The following is a 17,478-nucleotide window of genomic DNA, read 5'->3' as shown; positions in this document are numbered from 1 at the left end:
CTAGGGTCTTTTTTTATTGCCATAAAGTGGAAATGTTTGCTATAATAGACTTATGAATGGAAAACTTATTGTTTTTGAAGGACCAGATGGATCTGGAAAAAGCACAATCTTAAAAAATGTAAATCAAAAACTAACTAGCGAAGGTTATGATATAAGAATAGTTAGAGAACCAGGTGGGACAGATATTTCTGAAAAAATCAGAGAAATCATTATCGATAATAATAATATCAAAATGGCTGCTAAAACAGAAAGTTTGCTTTTTGCAGCAAGCAGAGCTCAACTAGTCGAAGAGAAAATCAAACCAGGCCTAAAAAATGGTGAAATTATTTTATGTGATAGATTTGTTTTAAGCTCTTTACTTTACCAAGGCATTGGACGCGAACTTGGAATTGATGAGGTGAAGAAAATAAATGATTTTGCAACAGATAATATAAAACCAAATCTAACCATATTTTTCAATATTGACTATAAAACTGCTCTAATACGTAAAAGAGCAAATTTTTCACCAGATAGATTAGAAAATGAAGATTTTGATTTTCATAAAAAAATATTTGATGCTTATTTGGATATAGCAAATAGATACAAAGATGATATAAAACAAGTGGATGCCACTCGTTCCATAGAAGAAGTAAGCACCAATGTTTTAAAACTCATAAAAAACTTATTGGAGGATTAGATGAAACTATTAATTTCTATTGTACAAGATGCAGATGTTAATTTTTTGATGGATGCACTTACTGAAAATGGATACAGAGTGACAAGACTTTCTACAACTGGAGGCTTTCTAAAAAAAGGAAATACTACATTATTAATAGGAGTAGAAGAAGAAAAATTAGATGATGTATTATCTATCATAGAACATAATTGCAAGAGAAGAAACACAACTACTACAATTATAAACCCAACAGCAGAAAGCTCACTACTTACAAATACAGTACCTGTAGATATTACAGTTGGAGGAGCAACAATATTTATTATTGATGTTGATCAATATATCAGACTATGATTGACTTAGATTTACAAATAAATCAAAACACATTATCCCATGCCTATATTTTCGAATCCCCAAATGAAAAATATAACTTAGAATTTGCTAATGATTTTTCAAAAAAGGTTTTTGAAAATAAAGGTATTTACATAGAAAATAAACTTAATCCAGATTTATACATAATAGATAATGAAAATGAAATCATAGATATAGAATCAGTAAGGACATTACTCAAAGATACTGTTTTAAAACCATCAAATAAAATTATCAAAATATATATAATTCATAATGCTCACAATATGAGAACTGAAGGATTTAATGCCATGCTTAAAACTATTGAAGAGCTAAAAGATTATAATATGGTAATATTTACTACGAAAAATAAAGATTTATTATTACCTACTATTAGATCTCGTTGTCAAATAATTAGACTTGATACAAATGAGATAACTAGTGATATTGATATAGAAAAACTATCTGAAATAATATCTGAAGTATATAAAGGAAATATAAGCTCCTTTTATGCCAACAAAGCATTTTTTGATTCTTATAAAAACGATAAACTTGTAATATTTGATGGATTTATTGAAGTATTCAATAAAGTAATAAAAACCAAATACACAGATGATGAAGCATCAGTGAATCTAAATATCAAGAAATTAACTGATATGGATTTAGGACAGATAGAGGAAGTAATCAACCTGATATATACTATAAAAACTGGACTAAAAAATAATATTAATTATGATTTATCTATTGAGGAAGTTATATTTAGTATATTCAGGGGAGGAATGACAAAGTGAACGTAATAGGTGTAAGGTTTAAGGAAACCGGTAAGATATATTATTTTGATGCAGAAGATCAAAATTTTAGATACAAACAAAAAGTTATTGTAGATACCGAAGACGGTGAGGAATTTGGAGAAGTAGTACTATATAATGTAGATATAGAAAAAGAAAAATTTGATAAAAAATTAAATAAAGTATTAAGAATCGCAAATGAAGAGGATATTAAGACTCACTTTATCAATGAACTAGATGCAAAAAAAGCAAAGAAAATCTGCCAAGATAAGGCTGATGGCTATGACTTAAATATGAAGATTGTTGATTGTGGATATAACTTTGATAGGTCAAAGTTAACATTTTATTTTACTTCTGATAAAAGAGTCGATTTTAGAGACTTAGTTAAAGATTTAGCAAGTACATTCAAAAGCCGTATCGAACTTAGACAGATTGGTGTAAGGGACTATGCAAAATTAGTAAAACATTATGGTTCTTGTGGACAGGAGTGTTGTTGTTCAAGACACTTAACTGATTTTGCTCCTTTATCAATTAAATATGCTAAGGACCAAAATATCAGTTTGGATCCGTCAAAAATATCGGGAGTATGCGGTAGACTTATGTGTTGTTTGGCTTTTGAAGAGGATAACTACCTAAATTTAAAAAAAGTCATGCCTAAATATGGTCAAAGTGTTGAAACTGAAGATGGCCAAGGAGTTGTGGTAGGAAGCGACTATGTTAGGGAATGCTGTAAGGTAAGAATTCAAAATGAGTCTGATGATCAGGCTATTGAAAAAGACTATAAAATTTGCAATCTAAACAAGTTAAAATAGCATTGATATCAATTATCATTTTGAATAATTATTTAAAACGGCTTGAAATAAGAATAAATATTCTTGACAAATAGGGTATTTAGTTGTACAATCTTAATATAAAATAAATAGGAGGTAATTATGGCTTACGTTATAGATGAAAATACATGTATTAGCTGTGGAACATGCGCAGGCGAATGCCCAGTAGAAGCTATCTCAGCTGGAGATGATGCATACGTAATTGATGCTGATACTTGCATTGATTGTGGAACATGTGCTTCAGTTTGTCCAGTAGACGCAATTGATCCAGAATAAAAAATACATAAAAACTTAGACATATTATTATAAAAAAAGATGCTAGATTAACTAGCATCTTTTTTATTTTGGAGCTTCAAACAGGACTTGAACCTGCAACAAACGGCTTACGATACCGTGGCTCTACCAATTGAGCTATTGAAGCAAATTACAAAGTGATTATACTCAAATTTATCAATTAAACAATTATCGTTATTTAAAAGTTTTGGCAATTTACTCATTTTTGATATAATTAAAAAGGAGTTTATTATGGATTTTTCATTTATATTAAGACAATTACAGAGTATTCTTATAAGCAACAGGGTTACATTAATACCTTTATTTTTTGTACTATTAAATATAATTATATTTATTATATCGCGAACATTTAGGAAAACAGGTCTACTAGTTTTAGCAATAGCTTTTGGCCTAGATTACGCCATTAAATCACTACCGTTTGATATATATTACAATTTCCCTCAAGTTTATAATTTTATAACGATATTATATATTGTTGGATTTATAATATTTTTTTATAAAATCTTTAAAATTTTAATTAGAATGGGAAATTTAGGTATAAATAATCCCGATAAAAGTGACTCTAAAGTTGGCCATTTTTTTAAATATACAGGACTTTTACCTTTTTTGCTTATGATATTTTTAAATATCATCCATGCAGAATATTTTCTCGGAGATGATATTATTAGAATCTTGACCTCCATATCTTTTATTTATATGTTAATCAAAACTATTTATTCAACATACAAATTTTTAAGCACCAAAGAGAGTATCGTGCTTGGAGATAAGATGGATTTTAGAGAGATAAAAGAATATTTGAATTCTGAAGATAAATATGAAAATTATAGAAATTCTAAAAATCAAGGAAGAAGAGTGAGAAAAACTCTAGAAAAAGAAAATTTTGAACCTAGCCAGACTATAAAAATTGACAAAAATATAATAAATAAAAAAATTAGCATGTCAAATGTTGCGGAAATATCAAATGAAAAAGAATCGTCTATAAAAAATGAAAATCAGATGAAAAGCACAGTATCAAATACTGGTCTTATAAGGCTTATTAGTACAGAAGATAAAAATCAATCTAATAGAACCACAATGTCCATCCAAAATCTAATCTCTGGTGAAAAAAGCTCATTTACTAGTAATAGACCTATTTTAAAAATTCAAGAAAATAATGAGTATAAAATTGACTTGGAATTTGAAAATATCAATGAATATGATTATGGAAGATTTATAGATCTACTCTTAAAGTATTCTAAAGATAAAAGTGCTTATAAGTTTGAGCTGATTGTAAGTCCTAATGAGGATCCTACTAGCAAAGTTATATTTTTTGATCCTTCAAATATATATGATATAGATGAGAAAGATTATGCAAATGTAGGTGGGAAAGTAATTAGTATGAATTTCCCTAAATACAAAATTAATTTTATAAAGGGAAATTAATATGAACTATTTGAAATACAAAGATAAAGAAATATATACAAGAGTTTGGTATAGGGATAGACCGTACTTAACAGGAGCTCATTTGAAATATATTGCTATGTTTTTTATGTTACTATCTCATTTAGCTCAAACTGGTTTCTTGTATAGTTTAGGAGAAAAATATTTTGCATTAGCAGATATTTTTGTTTTATTAGGCAGAATATCTATGCCAATATTTTGTTTTTTTACAGTTCAGGCTGTAATTTATACAAAAGATTTTAAAAAATATATTTTAAGAATGCTTGTGTTTGCACTTCTTTCCGAAATCCCGTTTGACCTTGCTATATTTGGAGCTCCAATATATAAAGATAGTCAGAATGTATTTTTTACATTGCTAATGGGTGCATTGGCTATATATGGCATCGATTATTTATGGAAAAAGAATCTTAATCCAATATTAAAAATATTAGCTATACTAATTATTGTATTAATTGCTAGAAATCTAGCTTTAACTTTTAGAACAGATTACAAACACAATGGGATAATGGCCATAGTTCTTTTGTATTTAGCTAAGGATAGTAAAATTTTGACAGCTCTAGCATTACTATTGGCTTTTCATTTTGAATTTGAAATGGGCGGATACGCTATACCCGTAACATATGGGTTTGTATATTTAGCCATTCCTTTGATAATGCTATACAATGGACAAAGAGGAAAACAAAATAAATGGACATTCTACTTATTCTATCCAGCCCATTTATTAATTATTTACTTAATGAAACTTTTATTTTTATAAGGAATTTATGAATATTACAGAAATTTTATCAGAACAATTAAATATAAACGAAAAAAATATCAACAATGTCATCGATCTATTAGATGAGGGGTCAACCGTAGCTTTTATAGCTAGATACAGAAAAGAAAAAACCGGTAACCTAAACGATGTCGACATCAGAAATATTGAAAAAAATTTAAACAAATTAAGAAATATAGAAAAAAGACAAGAAGAAATAATTAATTCTTTAGAAAGTCAAGAAAAACTAACAGATGAATTAAAAGAGGAAATTTTAAGTACAAATTCTTTAACAATTCTGGAAGATATATATGCACCGTTTAAGAAAAAAAGAAAGACAAGAGCGGACAAAGCAAAAGAATTAGGTCTAGAACCTTTATATAATTTTTTATTAAATGAAGCTAATAGTAGACAAGAAGCCATTAATTATGCTAAAGACTTTTTAAGTGAAGATATTGAAAGTCCGGAGCTAGCAATTGAAAAATCTCTTGATATATTTGCTGAAGATATCTCAAATAATATTGATGCTAGAAATATAGTACGTCGAGATGGAATGATGCGAGCTAAACTATCGTCTACACTTAAAGAAGATCCTAATAAAATTTATGAAACTTATTATGACTTTAATAAAAAAGTTAAGGATATAAAATCATATCAAATTTTAGCTATAAATAGAGCTGAAAGAGATGGGGCCTTAAGTGTAAAGATAGATTTTACTGATGAGTATAATAAAAAACTTATTGCTGATCTTTACGAAATCAGTAATGAATATCAAAAAGAATTATTAAATCTAAGCATAGATGATGCATATAAAAGGCTCATACTACCTTCAATCACTACCGAATTACGCAATTTCCTAACCGATTCAGCAGAGGATGAGTCTATTAAAGTTTTCTCTAAAAACTTAAAACCATATTTCCTACAAAGACCAATCAAGGGAAAAAATGTGATGGGACTAGACCCAGGTTTTAGGACAGGTTGTAAGGTAGCAGTAGTAGATCAAAATGGAAAATATTTAGACAAAGCAGTTATTTATCCAGTTGAACCCCACAAAAAAGAAGCTGAATCTATTAGGGTACTTATTGATTTAATTAAAAAATATAATGTAAGCCTTATTGCATTGGGAAATGCTACCGCTAGTAGAGAAACCGAAATATTTGTAAATAAATTGATTGAACAAATTGATAAAGACTTAGCATATGCTGTGGTTAATGAGGCCGGAGCATCAGTTTATTCGGCATCAACTTTAGGTGAAGAAGAGTTTCCAGATCTTGATGTTACAATTCGTGGTGCTATATCCATGGCTAGAAGATTACAAGATCCAATGGCAGAACTTGTTAAAATTGAACCAAAACATATAGGTGTTGGACAATACCAACACGATTTAAATGAGAAAAAATTAGATGAAGAACTTTCCAAAGTTGTGGAAGATGCAGTAAATGAAGTAGGTGTTACTATTAATAATGCATCCTACAAGCTTTTATCTTATGTTTCTGGTCTAAACTTAACGCTAGCAAAACGAATTGAGGATAGCTTTAAAGAGGGCAACTTAATTTATAGAAAAGATTTAAAAAACGTTAAGGGATTAGGAGATAAGACCTATAAACTTGCTGCAGGCTTTTTAAGATTTCCTGATTCACCAGAAATTTTAGATAACACTGGTGTCCACCCAGAAAGTTATAAAATTGCTAAAAAACTTTCAGATTATGATTTGGATCAATTAGACTTAGATACTCTTAGTACAGCATTAAACGTTGGAATTCCGACTTTAGAAGATATAATAACAGAACTTAAAAAACCAGGAAGAGATCCACGTGATGATAATCCTGAAGTTTTAACCAAATCAGAAATTATGACAATTGATGATATAAAAATAGGGGATGAAATCAAGGGGAAAGTTAGAAATATTACTGACTTTGGTGCCTTTGTCGACATTGGTGTAGGTATAGACGGACTAGTTCACATATCAAAAATGAGTGACAAATTTATAACTGATCCTAATGAAATTTTAAAAAATTCGGATATAATTAATGTTAAAGTTATCGATATTGACAAAGAAAAGTCAAGGATATCACTATCGATGATAAACTAAAGGAGATTAAATGAGTAATCATAAAGTGAGATTTTTCACTGAATTAAAATTAGCCGAAAATAGTATAATAATTTATTATAACAATTATGTTGCTAAAGCCCCCGAATTAATGAGATAATTTAAAGTAGATTTAGCAACGAAATTTTATAATAGGAGATGTAGATGAAATTAACAAATTATTATATGCCAACCTTAAGAGATGATCCAGCTGATGCTGAGGTAGCAAGTCATAAATTGCTAGTAAGAGGTGGTTTTGTAAGAAAACAAGAAGCTGGAATTTATTCTTATTTACCACTTGGGATGAAAGTAAAAAATAAGATTTTTAAAATTGTATGTGATGCAATGGAAGACTATGACTCTATCCAAGTGGAAACATCTATGGTTCAACCAAAAGAATTATGGGAAGCATCTGGTAGATGGCAAACATTTGGACCAGAAATGTTAAAAATGTCTGATAGACTTGGTCGCGAATATTGCTTTGGACCAACTGCAGAAGAATATTTTGCTGATTTAGTTAAAAACGAATTAGTATCATATAAGCAGCTTCCACTAAATCTTTATCAAATAGTAGAAAAGTTTAGAGATGAAAGAAGACCAAGAAACGGAATCATCAGAGCAAGAAGCTTTCTTATGAAAGATGCTTATTCATTTGATGAAGACTATGATCAATTACAAATTTCTTATCAAAAAATGTGGGATGCATATGTACAAGCATTTGATAATATGCGCATTGACTATAAAATCGTACAAGGTGATACTGGGGCCATGGGAGGTAGAGTATCACACGAATTTATAGCTTTAGCAGAAAATGGTGAAGGAATTATTTTCTATACTGACGAATCAGATTATGCAGCCACAATTGAAAAAGCTTCTTACATCAAAGAATATGAACAAGAAGAATTAAAAGACCTAGAATTAGTAGAAACAACTGATAAAACTACAATTAAAGATGTAAGTGAGTTCTTAAATGTTTCAGAAGAAAAACTAGTGAAAACTGTTGATTTAAAAGTGAATGGCGAGCCAGTTTTTGTATTTGTACCTGGGGATAGAGAGCTTAATATGGCAAAACTAATTGCATATTTACAAGTTCCAGAACATGAAATCGAAATGATGGATGATGAAATGATCCTAAAATATACTGGAGCTGAACCAGGATATACTGGACCAAAAGGTTTGTTAAACAACCCAAGAGTCATTATAGATAAATCAATCACTCAAATGACAAACACTGTAATTGGTGCAAACAAAGAAAATCACCACTATATGAATGCTACGTTTGGTCGTGATTTTGATGGCGAAGTAGCTGAGGATTTATTAACAGCCAAAGAAGGCGATATGGCAATTGATGGTTCGGGTAAACTTAAAGCTGCTCAAGGTATAGAAGTTGGAAATATATTCCAATTAGGTACAAAATATTCTGAGTCAGTAGGTGCTTATTTCTTAGATAGAGATGGAAAACAACAGCCTATCGTTATGGGTTCATATGGAATCGGTGTTAGCCGTTCTATTGCTGCTATTATCGAACAAAACCATGATGAAAATGGTATTATTTGGCCAACAACAGTGGCTCCTTTTGAAGTAATTATTACTACTATAAATGTAAAAAATGAAGAACAAATGAATTTATCTGAAGAAATTTATGCAAAACTACAAGAAAATGGTATAGATGTTCTATTTGATGATAGAGAAGAAAGAGCGGGAGTTAAGTTTAACGATAGAGATCTTATTGGAATTCCATATAGAATAACAGTAGGTAAGGGTGCTGCTGATAAAAAAGTTGAATACTCTACTCGTCGTGAGGGTATAAATGAATCAGTAGATGTTAATGAAGCTATCGACAAAGTTATAGAAAATGTTAAAGCCGATTTAGTAATGACTAGACATAAACCAGATAGCTACGAAGCTTAAAAGGAGATTAGAATATGTTAGTAAATGCAAAAGAAATGTTAAACAAAGCTTATGAAAGTGGATATGCAATAGCTCACTTTAATACAAATAACCTTGAATGGACAAAAGCTATTCTTCAAGCATGTGAAGAAAAGAAAACAGCTGTAATTATTGCATCATCTGAAGGTGCTGTAAAATATATGGGCGGATTTAATACTGTGGCTGCACTAGTTAAAACAATGCATGATGATCTAGGAATTACAGTTCCAGTTGCACTTCACTTAGACCACGGAACTTATGAAGGAGCTAAAAAAGCAATAGAAGCAGGATATACTTCAGTTATGTTTGATGGTTCAAGCTTGCCACTAGAAGAAAACCTTGAAAAAACACGTGAAATAGTTGAATTAGCTCACGCTAAAGGTATATCTGTTGAGGCAGAAGTTGGTGGTATCGGTGGAGAAGAAGATGGAGTAACAAGTGCAGGAGAACTAGCGGATGTTAATGAATGTAAACAGCTAGCAGGTTGTGATATCGACTTTATTGCTGCAGGGATTGGTAATATCCACGGAGTTTATCCAGCAGATTGGCAAGGTCTTAACTTTGATAGATTAAGAGAAGTATCAGATGCTGTAAATATGCCTATTGTATTACACGGTGGTACAGGAATACCTGAAGATCAAATTAAAAAAGCAGTTGAACTAGGTGTTTCAAAAATAAATGTTAATACAGAATGTCAAATTGCATTTGCTAAAGCTACTCGTGAATACATTGAAGCTGGCAAAGACAAAGAAGGTAAGGGATTTGATCCAAGAAAACTTTTAGCTCCAGGTACTCAAGCTATTAAAGATATTGTTTTTGAAAAAATAGATATGTTTGGTTGTGAAGGTTCAGCTAATAAATAAAAGAACTAATTTATAGGGCCATTTTGGTTTAACCAATTGGTCCTTTAATTTTTTACTAGGAAAAATATGGATAATTTAGAAGTGAAATTAGTAACTGAATTAAGAGAAATTGCTAAGGAATTAGAAATCCCGTCAGTTACTAAATACAAAAAAGATGAATTAATTAAACTTATTGAACAAGCTTATAAAGAAAAAGAAGAAGAAGAGAAAGAAAAACAAGATAACGACCTAGGCGCGAAATTTGATTGCGAAGGAGTACTTGAGATTCTTCCAGATGGATTTGGTTTTTTACGTTCTGATTTACATGAACAAGGGGATGATGACATATACGTTCCTCCAAAGCAAATCAAAATGTTTAGACTAAAAACTGGTGACTACATAAAAGGTATTGCTCGTGAAAAACATGATAAGGATAAATTTGCACCCTTAATTTTCGTTTCTGATGTAAACGGTATAAAACCAGGTGAAGCCTTTAATAGACAATCATTTGAAGATCTTACACCTATATATCCAAATGAGAGAATCAGACTTGAAACCACAAAAGAAAATATATCAGGCCGTATTATTGATATGATATCCCCTGTAGGTCGTGGTCAAAGAGGATTAATAGTATCTCAACCAAAGGCTGGTAAAACTACACTAATAAAAAACATAGAAAGAGCAATAGAAAAAAACTATGATGATGTAAAGATATTTGTCTTACTTATTGATGAGAGACCGGAAGAAGTTACTGACCTCATAAGATTTGTAAACGAATATCGAGATCCAACAAATGATTATATGCGAACAGAAGTCGCCTCATCAACTTTTGACATGCCTCCCCAAAACCATATTGAAATGGCAGAAATGATTTTAGAAAGAGCGAAAAGGTTTGTCGAAGATAAAAAAGATGTTGTAATACTTCTTGATTCGATAACTAGACTAGCACGTGCCTACAATATTACAACTCCACAATCAGGTAGGACTTTATCTGGTGGACTAGATCCAATGGCTCTAGTCGGTCCTAAACAATTTTTTGGTGCAGCTCGTAATGTAGAAGATGGCGGGTCACTTACTATACTTGCTACAGCGCTAGTAGATACTGGAAGTCGTATGGATGATATGATTTTTGAGGAATTTAAAGGAACGGGTAATATGGAAATACACCTAGACAGAAGATTATCTGATAGGAGAATTTTTCCGGCGATAAATATTGAAAAATCATCAACAAGACGCGAAGACTTATTACTAAGTAAGGATGAATTAGAAGCAATATATAAGATTAGAAAATCAGAAATGGATACTACAGAATCCATAGTTGAGCTAATAGATTTTATGAAACGAACCCCTACAAATGAAAAACTAATTGATCTTATTAATAATTCATTATAAGTTGATTTAAAGTATATTTCGTGGTATAATTTTATATGCTTATTGAATCAAGAAATAGAGGTGTTAAAATGAATAAAGAAATCCAACCAGAATACCATGAAGCAAAAGTAACATGTATTTCTTGTGGAAATGAATTTACAGTAGGATCTACTGAAGAAGAAATCAAAGTAGAAGTATGCAACAACTGTCATCCATTCTACTCAGGAAAACAAAGAAATGCTGAACGTGGTGGTAACGTTGAGAAATTTAACAAAAGATACGGTAGAAAATAATAAGGTTAGGCAACTAACCTTATTTTTGTGTAAATAATGAAAATAAGAGAAATTTTAGATAAAAAAAACGATGAACTTATAATTGCTTTAAGCTATCTTATAGATAAATCAAAGTCATTTATTTATTTAAATCCTGATTTGGAATTAAATAATGAAGTTTCGAACAAAATAGTGGAGATTGAAAATAAAATAAATGATGGTGAACCGCTCCAATACGCCCTTGGTCGATGGGAATTTTATGGTTTAGACTTAATAGTAGATAATAGAGCCTTAATACCCAGATTTGAAACAGAAATATTAGTTGATTATATCTTAAAATCTGATATAAAAAAAGAAACTATTCTAGATATTGGTACAGGCAGTGGAGCCATTAGTCTTTCATTAGCTAAAAATTTAGAAAATTCTGATATCATAGGTGTTGATATTGAAAATAACGCCTTATCTTTGGCAAATGAAAATAAAGAGAAATTAAATTTAAAAAACGTAAAATTTTTGAAAAGTGATTTATTTTCTAATATTAATACTAAATTTGATTTGATAGTATCCAATCCGCCATATATTAGCGAAGCGGACTACAAATGTTTGGATAAACAATTATTTTTTGAACCAAAATCAGCACTTGTTGGTGGTGAAGATGGTTTAGATTTTTATAAACAAATAATAAAAGAAGCACCAAAGTATTTAAACGAGGATGGACATATAGTTTTTGAAATTGGATATGACCAAAAGGTTGCTATAAATGACTTATTGATCAAATCTGATTTTAAAAATATAGAAAATATAAAAGATTTTAATGGTTTTGATAGAATAATCATTGCCAAGAAAGGATAAATATGTTTGAAAATTTAGATCATATAAGAGAGAATTATAAAGATTTGGAGTTAAAACTTGCAGATCCAGAAGTATTATCCGATATAGATAAATTTACAAAAATATCAAGAGAATACAATTCATTAAAGCCAATAGTAGAAAAATACGAAGAGATTTTAAATGCACAATCAACTATTGAAGAAAATCAAGAATTGATGAATGAGACAAATGATAGCGAAATGCTTGATATGCTAAAAGAAGAAATAAGTGAAAATAAGAAAAATCTTGAAAGCTTTAATGAAGAAATGAGAATTTTGCTAATCCCTAAAGACCCTAACGACACAAAAGACGTTATTGTCGAAATCCGTCCAGGTGCTGGTGGGGATGAAGCTGGTCTTTTTGCTGGTGATCTATACAGAATGTACAATATGTATGCCGATAAAGCTGGATTTAAAACTGAAGAAATTGAAGTTGCTAGCCAAGGTGTTGGTGGTATTAAGGAAGCTACTTTTGTGGTTAAAGGCGAAGGTGCGTATTCTAAATTAAAATATGAATCTGGTGTACACAGAGTACAGCGTGTTCCAGAAACAGAATCAGGCGGCAGAATCCATACTTCTACAGCAACAGTTGCAGTTTTACCTGAAGTTGATGATGTAGATATTCAAATAGATCCTAACGATGTTAGAGTAGATGTTTATAGATCAAGTGGTAACGGTGGTCAGTCAGTAAATACGACAGACTCTGCAGTTAGACTTACCCATGAACCAACAGGTCTAGTTGTAACTTGTCAAGATGAGAAAAGTCAGATTAAAAACAAAGAAAAAGCAATGAGGGTACTTCGTGCTCGTCTTTACGAATTAGAAGAAGCTAAAAGGAATAAAGAAATTGCAGATAATAGAAAATCTCAAGTAGGTACTGGTGATAGAAGTGAGAGAATTAGAACTTATAATTTTCCACAAGGTAGGATAACTGATCACAGAATCAACAAAACAATTTACCAACTAGATGATTTCTTAAATGGAAATATTGATGAAATGATCAACTCATTAATTGAAGAAGACCAGACAAGAAAACTAGAACAAATAGGAGAATAACTTGTTTAACTTCTTTGCCAGTAAGTTTATAGATGATTATAAAAATTATAATAAACCTTATATAAGATTAAAATTAATATCTTTATCATCTATAATCGGGATTGTTATTAACATAATTTTAGTTATTTTTAAGTTAATTGTAGGATTTTCTACAAACTCAGCTGCAATTATAAATGATGGATTTAATAATCTATCTGATAGTGTAGTATCAATAATGGCTCTAGTTGGTTCAAAAGTAAGTCAAAAACCAGCGGATAAGGAGCATCCATTTGGACATGGTAGGGGAGAAAGTTTAATTTCTTTACTAGTTAGCATTGTGATTATGTATGTTGGATTTAGATTATTTATAAACGCCCTACATCACTATGCTGATGACGACCAGACTGTATTTACACCCATAGCTATCATAGTATTAGTGATGAGTATATTAGCCAAGGTCTACATTTATATCCTTAATAGAAAGTTATATAGAAAATTAGATTCAGATTTAAATTTTGGGGTTATGGCTGATGCAAGAAATGATATTTTAGCCACAGCTGGAATTATAATAGCTGCTATTATTGAAAACTCATTTAATATAAAAGTTGATGCTATTATGGGATTAATATTAGCGGCATTTGTTTTTAAACCAGGATTTGATTTATTTGGCCAATCCGCTGCTTATTTAATAGGGCAAAGAGTCGATCCAGATATTGAAAAACGTGTTGGGGATATCATCCTTGAAAATGATTTTATAATTGGATATCATAGCTTACACATACACGAATATGGAAAGGGCCATCTAGATGGTTCTGTTGATGTAGAAATAGCAGAAAATCTATCTTTATTTGTAGCTCATAAGATTGTTACAGATATCCAAAGAAAAATCAAAGATGAAATAGGTTTAGATTTAACTATCCATATGGACCCCACATATTCATTAATAATGACAGATAGAGTAATAGATGAGATTAAAAAAATAGAAATACAGGCAAAAAATGATTACGAAGACTTTTAGTATAGATAAAGAAGATATAGATGATAAAATATTAAAAAAAGCATCTGAAATAATAAATGATGGAGAGCTAGTAGCTTTCCCTACAGAAACAGTTTATGGACTAGGTGCAGATGGTTTAAACTCTAATGCCTGTCAGAAAATCTTTAAGGCAAAGGGAAGACCATCTGATAATCCATTAATATTACATATTTCTAATAAAACTATGCTATATAATTTAGTAGATGATATTAATGAAGATGCAAAAAAATTAATGGAATCATGTTGGCCTGGGCCTTTAACTTTAATTTTGAAAAAATCAAATAAAATCCCAGACATTGTAACCGCAGGATTAGATACAGTTGCAATTAGAATGCCAAGTGATAAGATTGCATCAAGATTCATCGAAATATCAAATACACCAATTGCTGCACCAAGTGCAAATACATCGGGAAAACCATCCCCTACTAGAGCTAAGGATGTTTTTCAAGATTTAAATGGAAAGATATCCATGATTCTAGATGGAGGATCTTGTAAAATTGGTATAGAATCTACAGTTGTTGATTGTAGTGAAGATAATCCTGTCATCTTAAGGCCAGGATTTTATACATTTGAAGATTTACAAAAAATTATACCAACAATAACTCTTGATGACTCATTAATTAGTGATGAAAAGACACCAAGATCTCCTGGGCAAAAGTATAGACATTATTCACCAAATGCAAAGATGAAAGTGTATATTGGTAGTAATGCTGCTAATAAGATGCTAGAGGAGGCTAACAAATTTAAAAATCAAGGCCTCAAAGTTGGCGTACTTACTTTTAATGACTCAATTTCTTTATTTGATGATTTCAAATCGATGTCATTTGGGGATCGTGATAATTTATCATATATGAGTCATGTATTATTTACCGCCTTAAGAGAAATGGACAATAATGGTGTAGATATTATCTTAGCCGAGGGTGTGAATGAAAATAACTTGGGTAAGAGTATAATGAATAGAATGAAAAAATCCGCATCTAACAATATATTTTATATATAGGAGGAATTATGCAAGAAAATGTTAAAGTTTTAGACCATCCAGTAATTAAACATAAAATCTCAATTTTGAGGGACACAAATACAGGCTCTACAGAATTTAGATCTATTATAAAAGAAATTTCTATTATATTAGCTTATGAAGCAACAAAAGACTTAGCCTTGGAAGAATTTGATTTACAAACTCCAGTTGCAACAACTACAGGTTATAGAATTTCTGGAAAAAAACTAGGCATAGTTCCTATTTTAAGGGCAGGTCTTGGAATGGTAGATGGAGTTCTTGAAGTACTCCCAGCTGCGAAAATTGGTCATATTGGTATGTATCGTGATGAAGAAACTTTACAACCTGTTGAGTATTACTCGAAATTACCAAATGATGTTGAAAAAAGAGACATCATGGTAGTTGACCCAATGCTTGCAACAGGTGGATCAGCTTGTGATGCCATTGGTAGACTAAAAGAAAAAGGTTGCAAAGATATTAAATTACTAAGCATAATAGCAGCTCCAGAAGGTGTTAAGAAATTACAAGAAGAACATCCAGATGTAGATATATTTATTGCACAATTAGATGATGGATTAAATGAAAATAGCTATATTGTACCAGGCCTAGGTGACGCAGGCGATAGACTTTTTGGTACAAAATAAAGGAATTATAAATGAATAAAAAAGAAGTTTTAGTAATTAATGGTGGCGGGCCTCTAGAAGGTGAAGTGACTATATCAGGAGCAAAAAATTCGGCATTGCCAATACTTGCAGCTTGTGTACTAGGAACTGAGGAAATAATCTTAGATGGTGTACCAGGACTAAAAGACGTTGAGATTATGATAGAGGTTTTAAAGCACCTTGGATCAAAAGTTGAGTATCTTGGAGAAGGAACCGTAAAAATAGATTCTTCAGAATTAAACTCTTGCGAAACTCCATTTGAACTTATGGATAAAATGCGTGCTTCATTTGTTGTTATGGGGCCCCTTTTATCAAGATTTAAAGAAGCACATACAAAAGCACCAGGTGGGTGTAACATAGGTGCTAGACCTATAGATTTACACTTAAAAGGATTTGAAGCACTAGGAGCAACAAATATAGTAAATGATGATGAAATTTCAATTAGAACTGATGGTAAACTGCTAGGAAATGAAGTTTATTTAGATTTCCCTTCAGTAGGCGCAACACAAAATATTATGATGGCGGCAACTCTTGCAGAAGGTGAAACTATTATTGAGAATGCTGCAAAAGAACCAGAAATTGTAGATCTAGCTTCATTCTTATCAAAAATGGGTGCTAAAATAAAAGGAGCCGGTACATCTACAATTACAATTGAAGGTGTAGAAAAACTTACTGGTACACGTCACACAATTATTCCAGATAGAATAGAAGCAGCAAGCTATATGATTGCAGCCGCTATGACAAAAGGTAATGTAACCATAAATAATGTTATCGGATCTCACATAAGACCAGTTATAGCAAAATTAATCGAAATGGGTGCAGATGTAGAAGAAATAGATGATGAAGATATTATAAAGGTAAAAGTTGATAAGAGACTTAAACCTACAAATATTCAAACACTTCCATATCCTGGATTCCCAACTGATGTTCAAGCTCAGTTTATGGCTTTAATGACAACTTGTGATGGAGAAAGCAAAATCCAAGAAACAGTATTTGAAAATCGATTCATGCATGTTGAACAACTAAACAAAATGGGAGCAGCTATAGCAACTAGTGGTAATAGAGCAACAATTGCTGGTGTTGATAAACTACATGGTGCTGATGTACGAGCAACAGATTTAAGAGCGGGAGCTGCACTAGTAATTGCGGCTTTAACAGCAGAAGGTGAAACTAGAGTATCAGATATTTACCATATCGACCGTGGATATAGTGATTTAGTAGAAAAATTTACTAATCTGGGGGCAGATATTAAGAGAGTAGAAATATAATA

General features: G+C 30.9%; 18 protein-coding genes and 1 tRNA gene. 18 read left to right on the top strand and 1 reads right to left on the bottom strand.

The window, feature by feature from the left end:
- The first annotated feature begins 52 nt into the window (after positions 1 to 52).
- From tmk to JNO63_RS01960, 5 genes are all read left to right on the top strand, one after another.
- Positions 53 to 676, top strand: a complete 624-nt coding sequence (tmk, locus tag JNO63_RS01980) for a dTMP kinase (protein WP_203126700.1) — start codon at positions 53 to 55, stop codon at positions 674 to 676.
- The gene (locus JNO63_RS01975) at positions 677 to 1,006 is read left to right on the top strand and encodes a cyclic-di-AMP receptor (RefSeq protein WP_203126699.1); all 330 of its coding nucleotides are present in this window, start codon (positions 677 to 679) and stop codon (positions 1,004 to 1,006) included. It abuts the gene before it with no gap.
- Positions 1,003 to 1,791, top strand: coding sequence for a DNA polymerase III subunit delta (locus JNO63_RS01970; RefSeq protein ID WP_203126698.1), 789 nt, complete (start codon positions 1,003 to 1,005; stop codon positions 1,789 to 1,791). The genes JNO63_RS01975 and JNO63_RS01970 overlap by 4 nt, the downstream gene beginning before the upstream one ends.
- Positions 1,788 to 2,600, top strand: coding sequence for a PSP1 domain-containing protein (locus JNO63_RS01965; protein WP_203126697.1), 813 nt, complete (start codon positions 1,788 to 1,790; stop codon positions 2,598 to 2,600). Before JNO63_RS01970 ends, JNO63_RS01965 begins: the two co-directional genes overlap by 4 nt.
- A 120-nt stretch (positions 2,601 to 2,720) precedes the next feature.
- Positions 2,721 to 2,894 carry an indolepyruvate ferredoxin oxidoreductase subunit alpha gene (locus JNO63_RS01960; protein WP_203126695.1) on the top strand — a complete coding sequence of 58 codons (174 nt, stop codon included), beginning with the start codon at positions 2,721 to 2,723 and terminating at the stop codon, positions 2,892 to 2,894.
- Between the two features lie 69 nt (positions 2,895 to 2,963).
- On the opposite strand, the gene JNO63_RS01955 is transcribed toward JNO63_RS01960, so the two are convergent.
- Positions 2,964 to 3,039, bottom strand: a tRNA-Thr gene (locus JNO63_RS01955).
- A 641-nt stretch (positions 3,040 to 3,680) separates the two neighbouring features.
- On the opposite strand from JNO63_RS01955, the gene JNO63_RS01950 reads away from it, so the two are divergent.
- The 13 genes from JNO63_RS01950 (at position 3,681) to murA (ending at position 17,476) form a co-directional block, all read left to right on the top strand.
- The gene (locus JNO63_RS01950) at positions 3,681 to 4,334 is read left to right on the top strand and encodes a hypothetical protein (RefSeq protein WP_203126693.1); all 654 of its coding nucleotides are present in this window, start codon (positions 3,681 to 3,683) and stop codon (positions 4,332 to 4,334) included.
- Positions 4,335 to 4,416: 82 nt separating this feature from the next.
- Positions 4,417 to 5,109 (top strand): TraX family protein, encoded by a 693-nt coding sequence (locus tag JNO63_RS01945; protein WP_203126691.1) that lies wholly within the window; start codon positions 4,417 to 4,419, stop codon positions 5,107 to 5,109.
- Between the two features lie 7 nt (positions 5,110 to 5,116).
- Positions 5,117 to 7,198 carry a Tex-like N-terminal domain-containing protein gene (locus JNO63_RS01940; RefSeq protein WP_203126689.1) on the top strand — a complete coding sequence of 694 codons (2,082 nt, stop codon included), beginning with the start codon at positions 5,117 to 5,119 and terminating at the stop codon, positions 7,196 to 7,198.
- 162 nt (positions 7,199 to 7,360) lie between these two features.
- Entirely contained in the window at positions 7,361 to 9,106 is a 1,746-nt protein-coding gene (locus JNO63_RS01935) for a proline--tRNA ligase (protein WP_203126687.1), read from the top strand.
- A gap of 14 nt (positions 9,107 to 9,120) precedes the next feature.
- Positions 9,121 to 9,987, top strand: a complete 867-nt coding sequence (gene fba / locus JNO63_RS01930; protein ID WP_203126685.1) for a class II fructose-1,6-bisphosphate aldolase — start codon at positions 9,121 to 9,123, stop codon at positions 9,985 to 9,987.
- A 66-nt stretch (positions 9,988 to 10,053) separates the two neighbouring features.
- Positions 10,054 to 11,358, top strand: a complete 1,305-nt coding sequence (gene rho, locus JNO63_RS01925; RefSeq protein ID WP_203126683.1) for a transcription termination factor Rho — start codon at positions 10,054 to 10,056, stop codon at positions 11,356 to 11,358.
- A 68-nt stretch (positions 11,359 to 11,426) separates the two neighbouring features.
- Entirely contained in the window at positions 11,427 to 11,630 is a 204-nt protein-coding gene (gene rpmE, locus JNO63_RS01920) for a 50S ribosomal protein L31 (RefSeq protein ID WP_203126681.1), read from the top strand.
- A gap of 36 nt (positions 11,631 to 11,666) precedes the next feature.
- Entirely contained in the window at positions 11,667 to 12,461 is a 795-nt protein-coding gene (gene prmC, locus JNO63_RS01915; RefSeq protein WP_203126679.1) for a peptide chain release factor N(5)-glutamine methyltransferase, read from the top strand.
- Positions 12,462 to 12,463: 2 nt separating this feature from the next.
- Entirely contained in the window at positions 12,464 to 13,534 is a 1,071-nt protein-coding gene (prfA, locus tag JNO63_RS01910; RefSeq protein WP_203126677.1) for a peptide chain release factor 1, read from the top strand.
- 1 nt (position 13,535) lies between these two features.
- Positions 13,536 to 14,531, top strand: a complete 996-nt coding sequence (locus JNO63_RS01905; protein ID WP_203126675.1) for a cation diffusion facilitator family transporter — start codon at positions 13,536 to 13,538, stop codon at positions 14,529 to 14,531.
- Positions 14,512 to 15,549, top strand: a complete 1,038-nt coding sequence (locus JNO63_RS01900; protein ID WP_203126673.1) for an L-threonylcarbamoyladenylate synthase — start codon at positions 14,512 to 14,514, stop codon at positions 15,547 to 15,549. Before JNO63_RS01905 ends, JNO63_RS01900 begins: the two co-directional genes overlap by 20 nt.
- Before the next feature lie 8 nt (positions 15,550 to 15,557).
- Positions 15,558 to 16,190, top strand: a complete 633-nt coding sequence (gene upp / locus JNO63_RS01895) for a uracil phosphoribosyltransferase (RefSeq protein ID WP_203126670.1) — start codon at positions 15,558 to 15,560, stop codon at positions 16,188 to 16,190.
- A gap of 11 nt (positions 16,191 to 16,201) precedes the next feature.
- Complete coding sequence (murA, locus tag JNO63_RS01890; RefSeq protein WP_203126668.1) at positions 16,202 to 17,476, top strand: UDP-N-acetylglucosamine 1-carboxyvinyltransferase; 1,275 nt, start codon at positions 16,202 to 16,204, stop codon at positions 17,474 to 17,476.
- Positions 17,477 to 17,478 lie beyond the last annotated feature (2 nt).

Source organism: Anaerococcus sp. mt242, assembly GCF_016798225.1.
GTDB lineage: Bacteria > Bacillota > Clostridia > Tissierellales > Peptoniphilaceae > Anaerococcus.
The sequence above is the reverse complement of the archived record's forward strand: the minus strand, read 5'-3'. Positions and strand labels throughout refer to the sequence as shown.

Excerpts from the sequence above, each read along its gene's own strand:
- tmk (WP_203126700.1), top strand. The coding sequence starts at position 53 with ATGAATGGAAAACTTATTGTTTTTGAAGGACCAGATGGATCTGGAAAA.
- JNO63_RS01975 (WP_203126699.1), top strand. The coding sequence starts at position 677 with ATGAAACTATTAATTTCTATTGTACAAGATGCAGATGTTAATTTTTTG.
- JNO63_RS01970 (WP_203126698.1), top strand. The coding sequence starts at position 1,003 with ATGATTGACTTAGATTTACAAATAAATCAAAACACATTATCCCATGCC.
- JNO63_RS01960 (WP_203126695.1), top strand. The coding sequence starts at position 2,721 with ATGGCTTACGTTATAGATGAAAATACATGTATTAGCTGTGGAACATGC.
- JNO63_RS01950 (WP_203126693.1), top strand. The coding sequence starts at position 3,681 with ATGGATTTTAGAGAGATAAAAGAATATTTGAATTCTGAAGATAAATAT.
- JNO63_RS01940 (WP_203126689.1), top strand. The coding sequence starts at position 5,117 with ATGAATATTACAGAAATTTTATCAGAACAATTAAATATAAACGAAAAA.
- JNO63_RS01935 (WP_203126687.1), top strand. The coding sequence starts at position 7,361 with ATGAAATTAACAAATTATTATATGCCAACCTTAAGAGATGATCCAGCT.
- fba (WP_203126685.1), top strand. The coding sequence starts at position 9,121 with ATGTTAGTAAATGCAAAAGAAATGTTAAACAAAGCTTATGAAAGTGGA.
- rho (WP_203126683.1), top strand. The coding sequence starts at position 10,054 with ATGGATAATTTAGAAGTGAAATTAGTAACTGAATTAAGAGAAATTGCT.
- rpmE (WP_203126681.1), top strand. The coding sequence starts at position 11,427 with ATGAATAAAGAAATCCAACCAGAATACCATGAAGCAAAAGTAACATGT.
- prmC (WP_203126679.1), top strand. The coding sequence starts at position 11,667 with ATGAAAATAAGAGAAATTTTAGATAAAAAAAACGATGAACTTATAATT.
- prfA (WP_203126677.1), top strand. The coding sequence starts at position 12,464 with ATGTTTGAAAATTTAGATCATATAAGAGAGAATTATAAAGATTTGGAG.
- JNO63_RS01900 (WP_203126673.1), top strand. The coding sequence starts at position 14,512 with ATGATTACGAAGACTTTTAGTATAGATAAAGAAGATATAGATGATAAA.
- upp (WP_203126670.1), top strand. The coding sequence starts at position 15,558 with ATGCAAGAAAATGTTAAAGTTTTAGACCATCCAGTAATTAAACATAAA.
- murA (WP_203126668.1), top strand. The coding sequence starts at position 16,202 with ATGAATAAAAAAGAAGTTTTAGTAATTAATGGTGGCGGGCCTCTAGAA.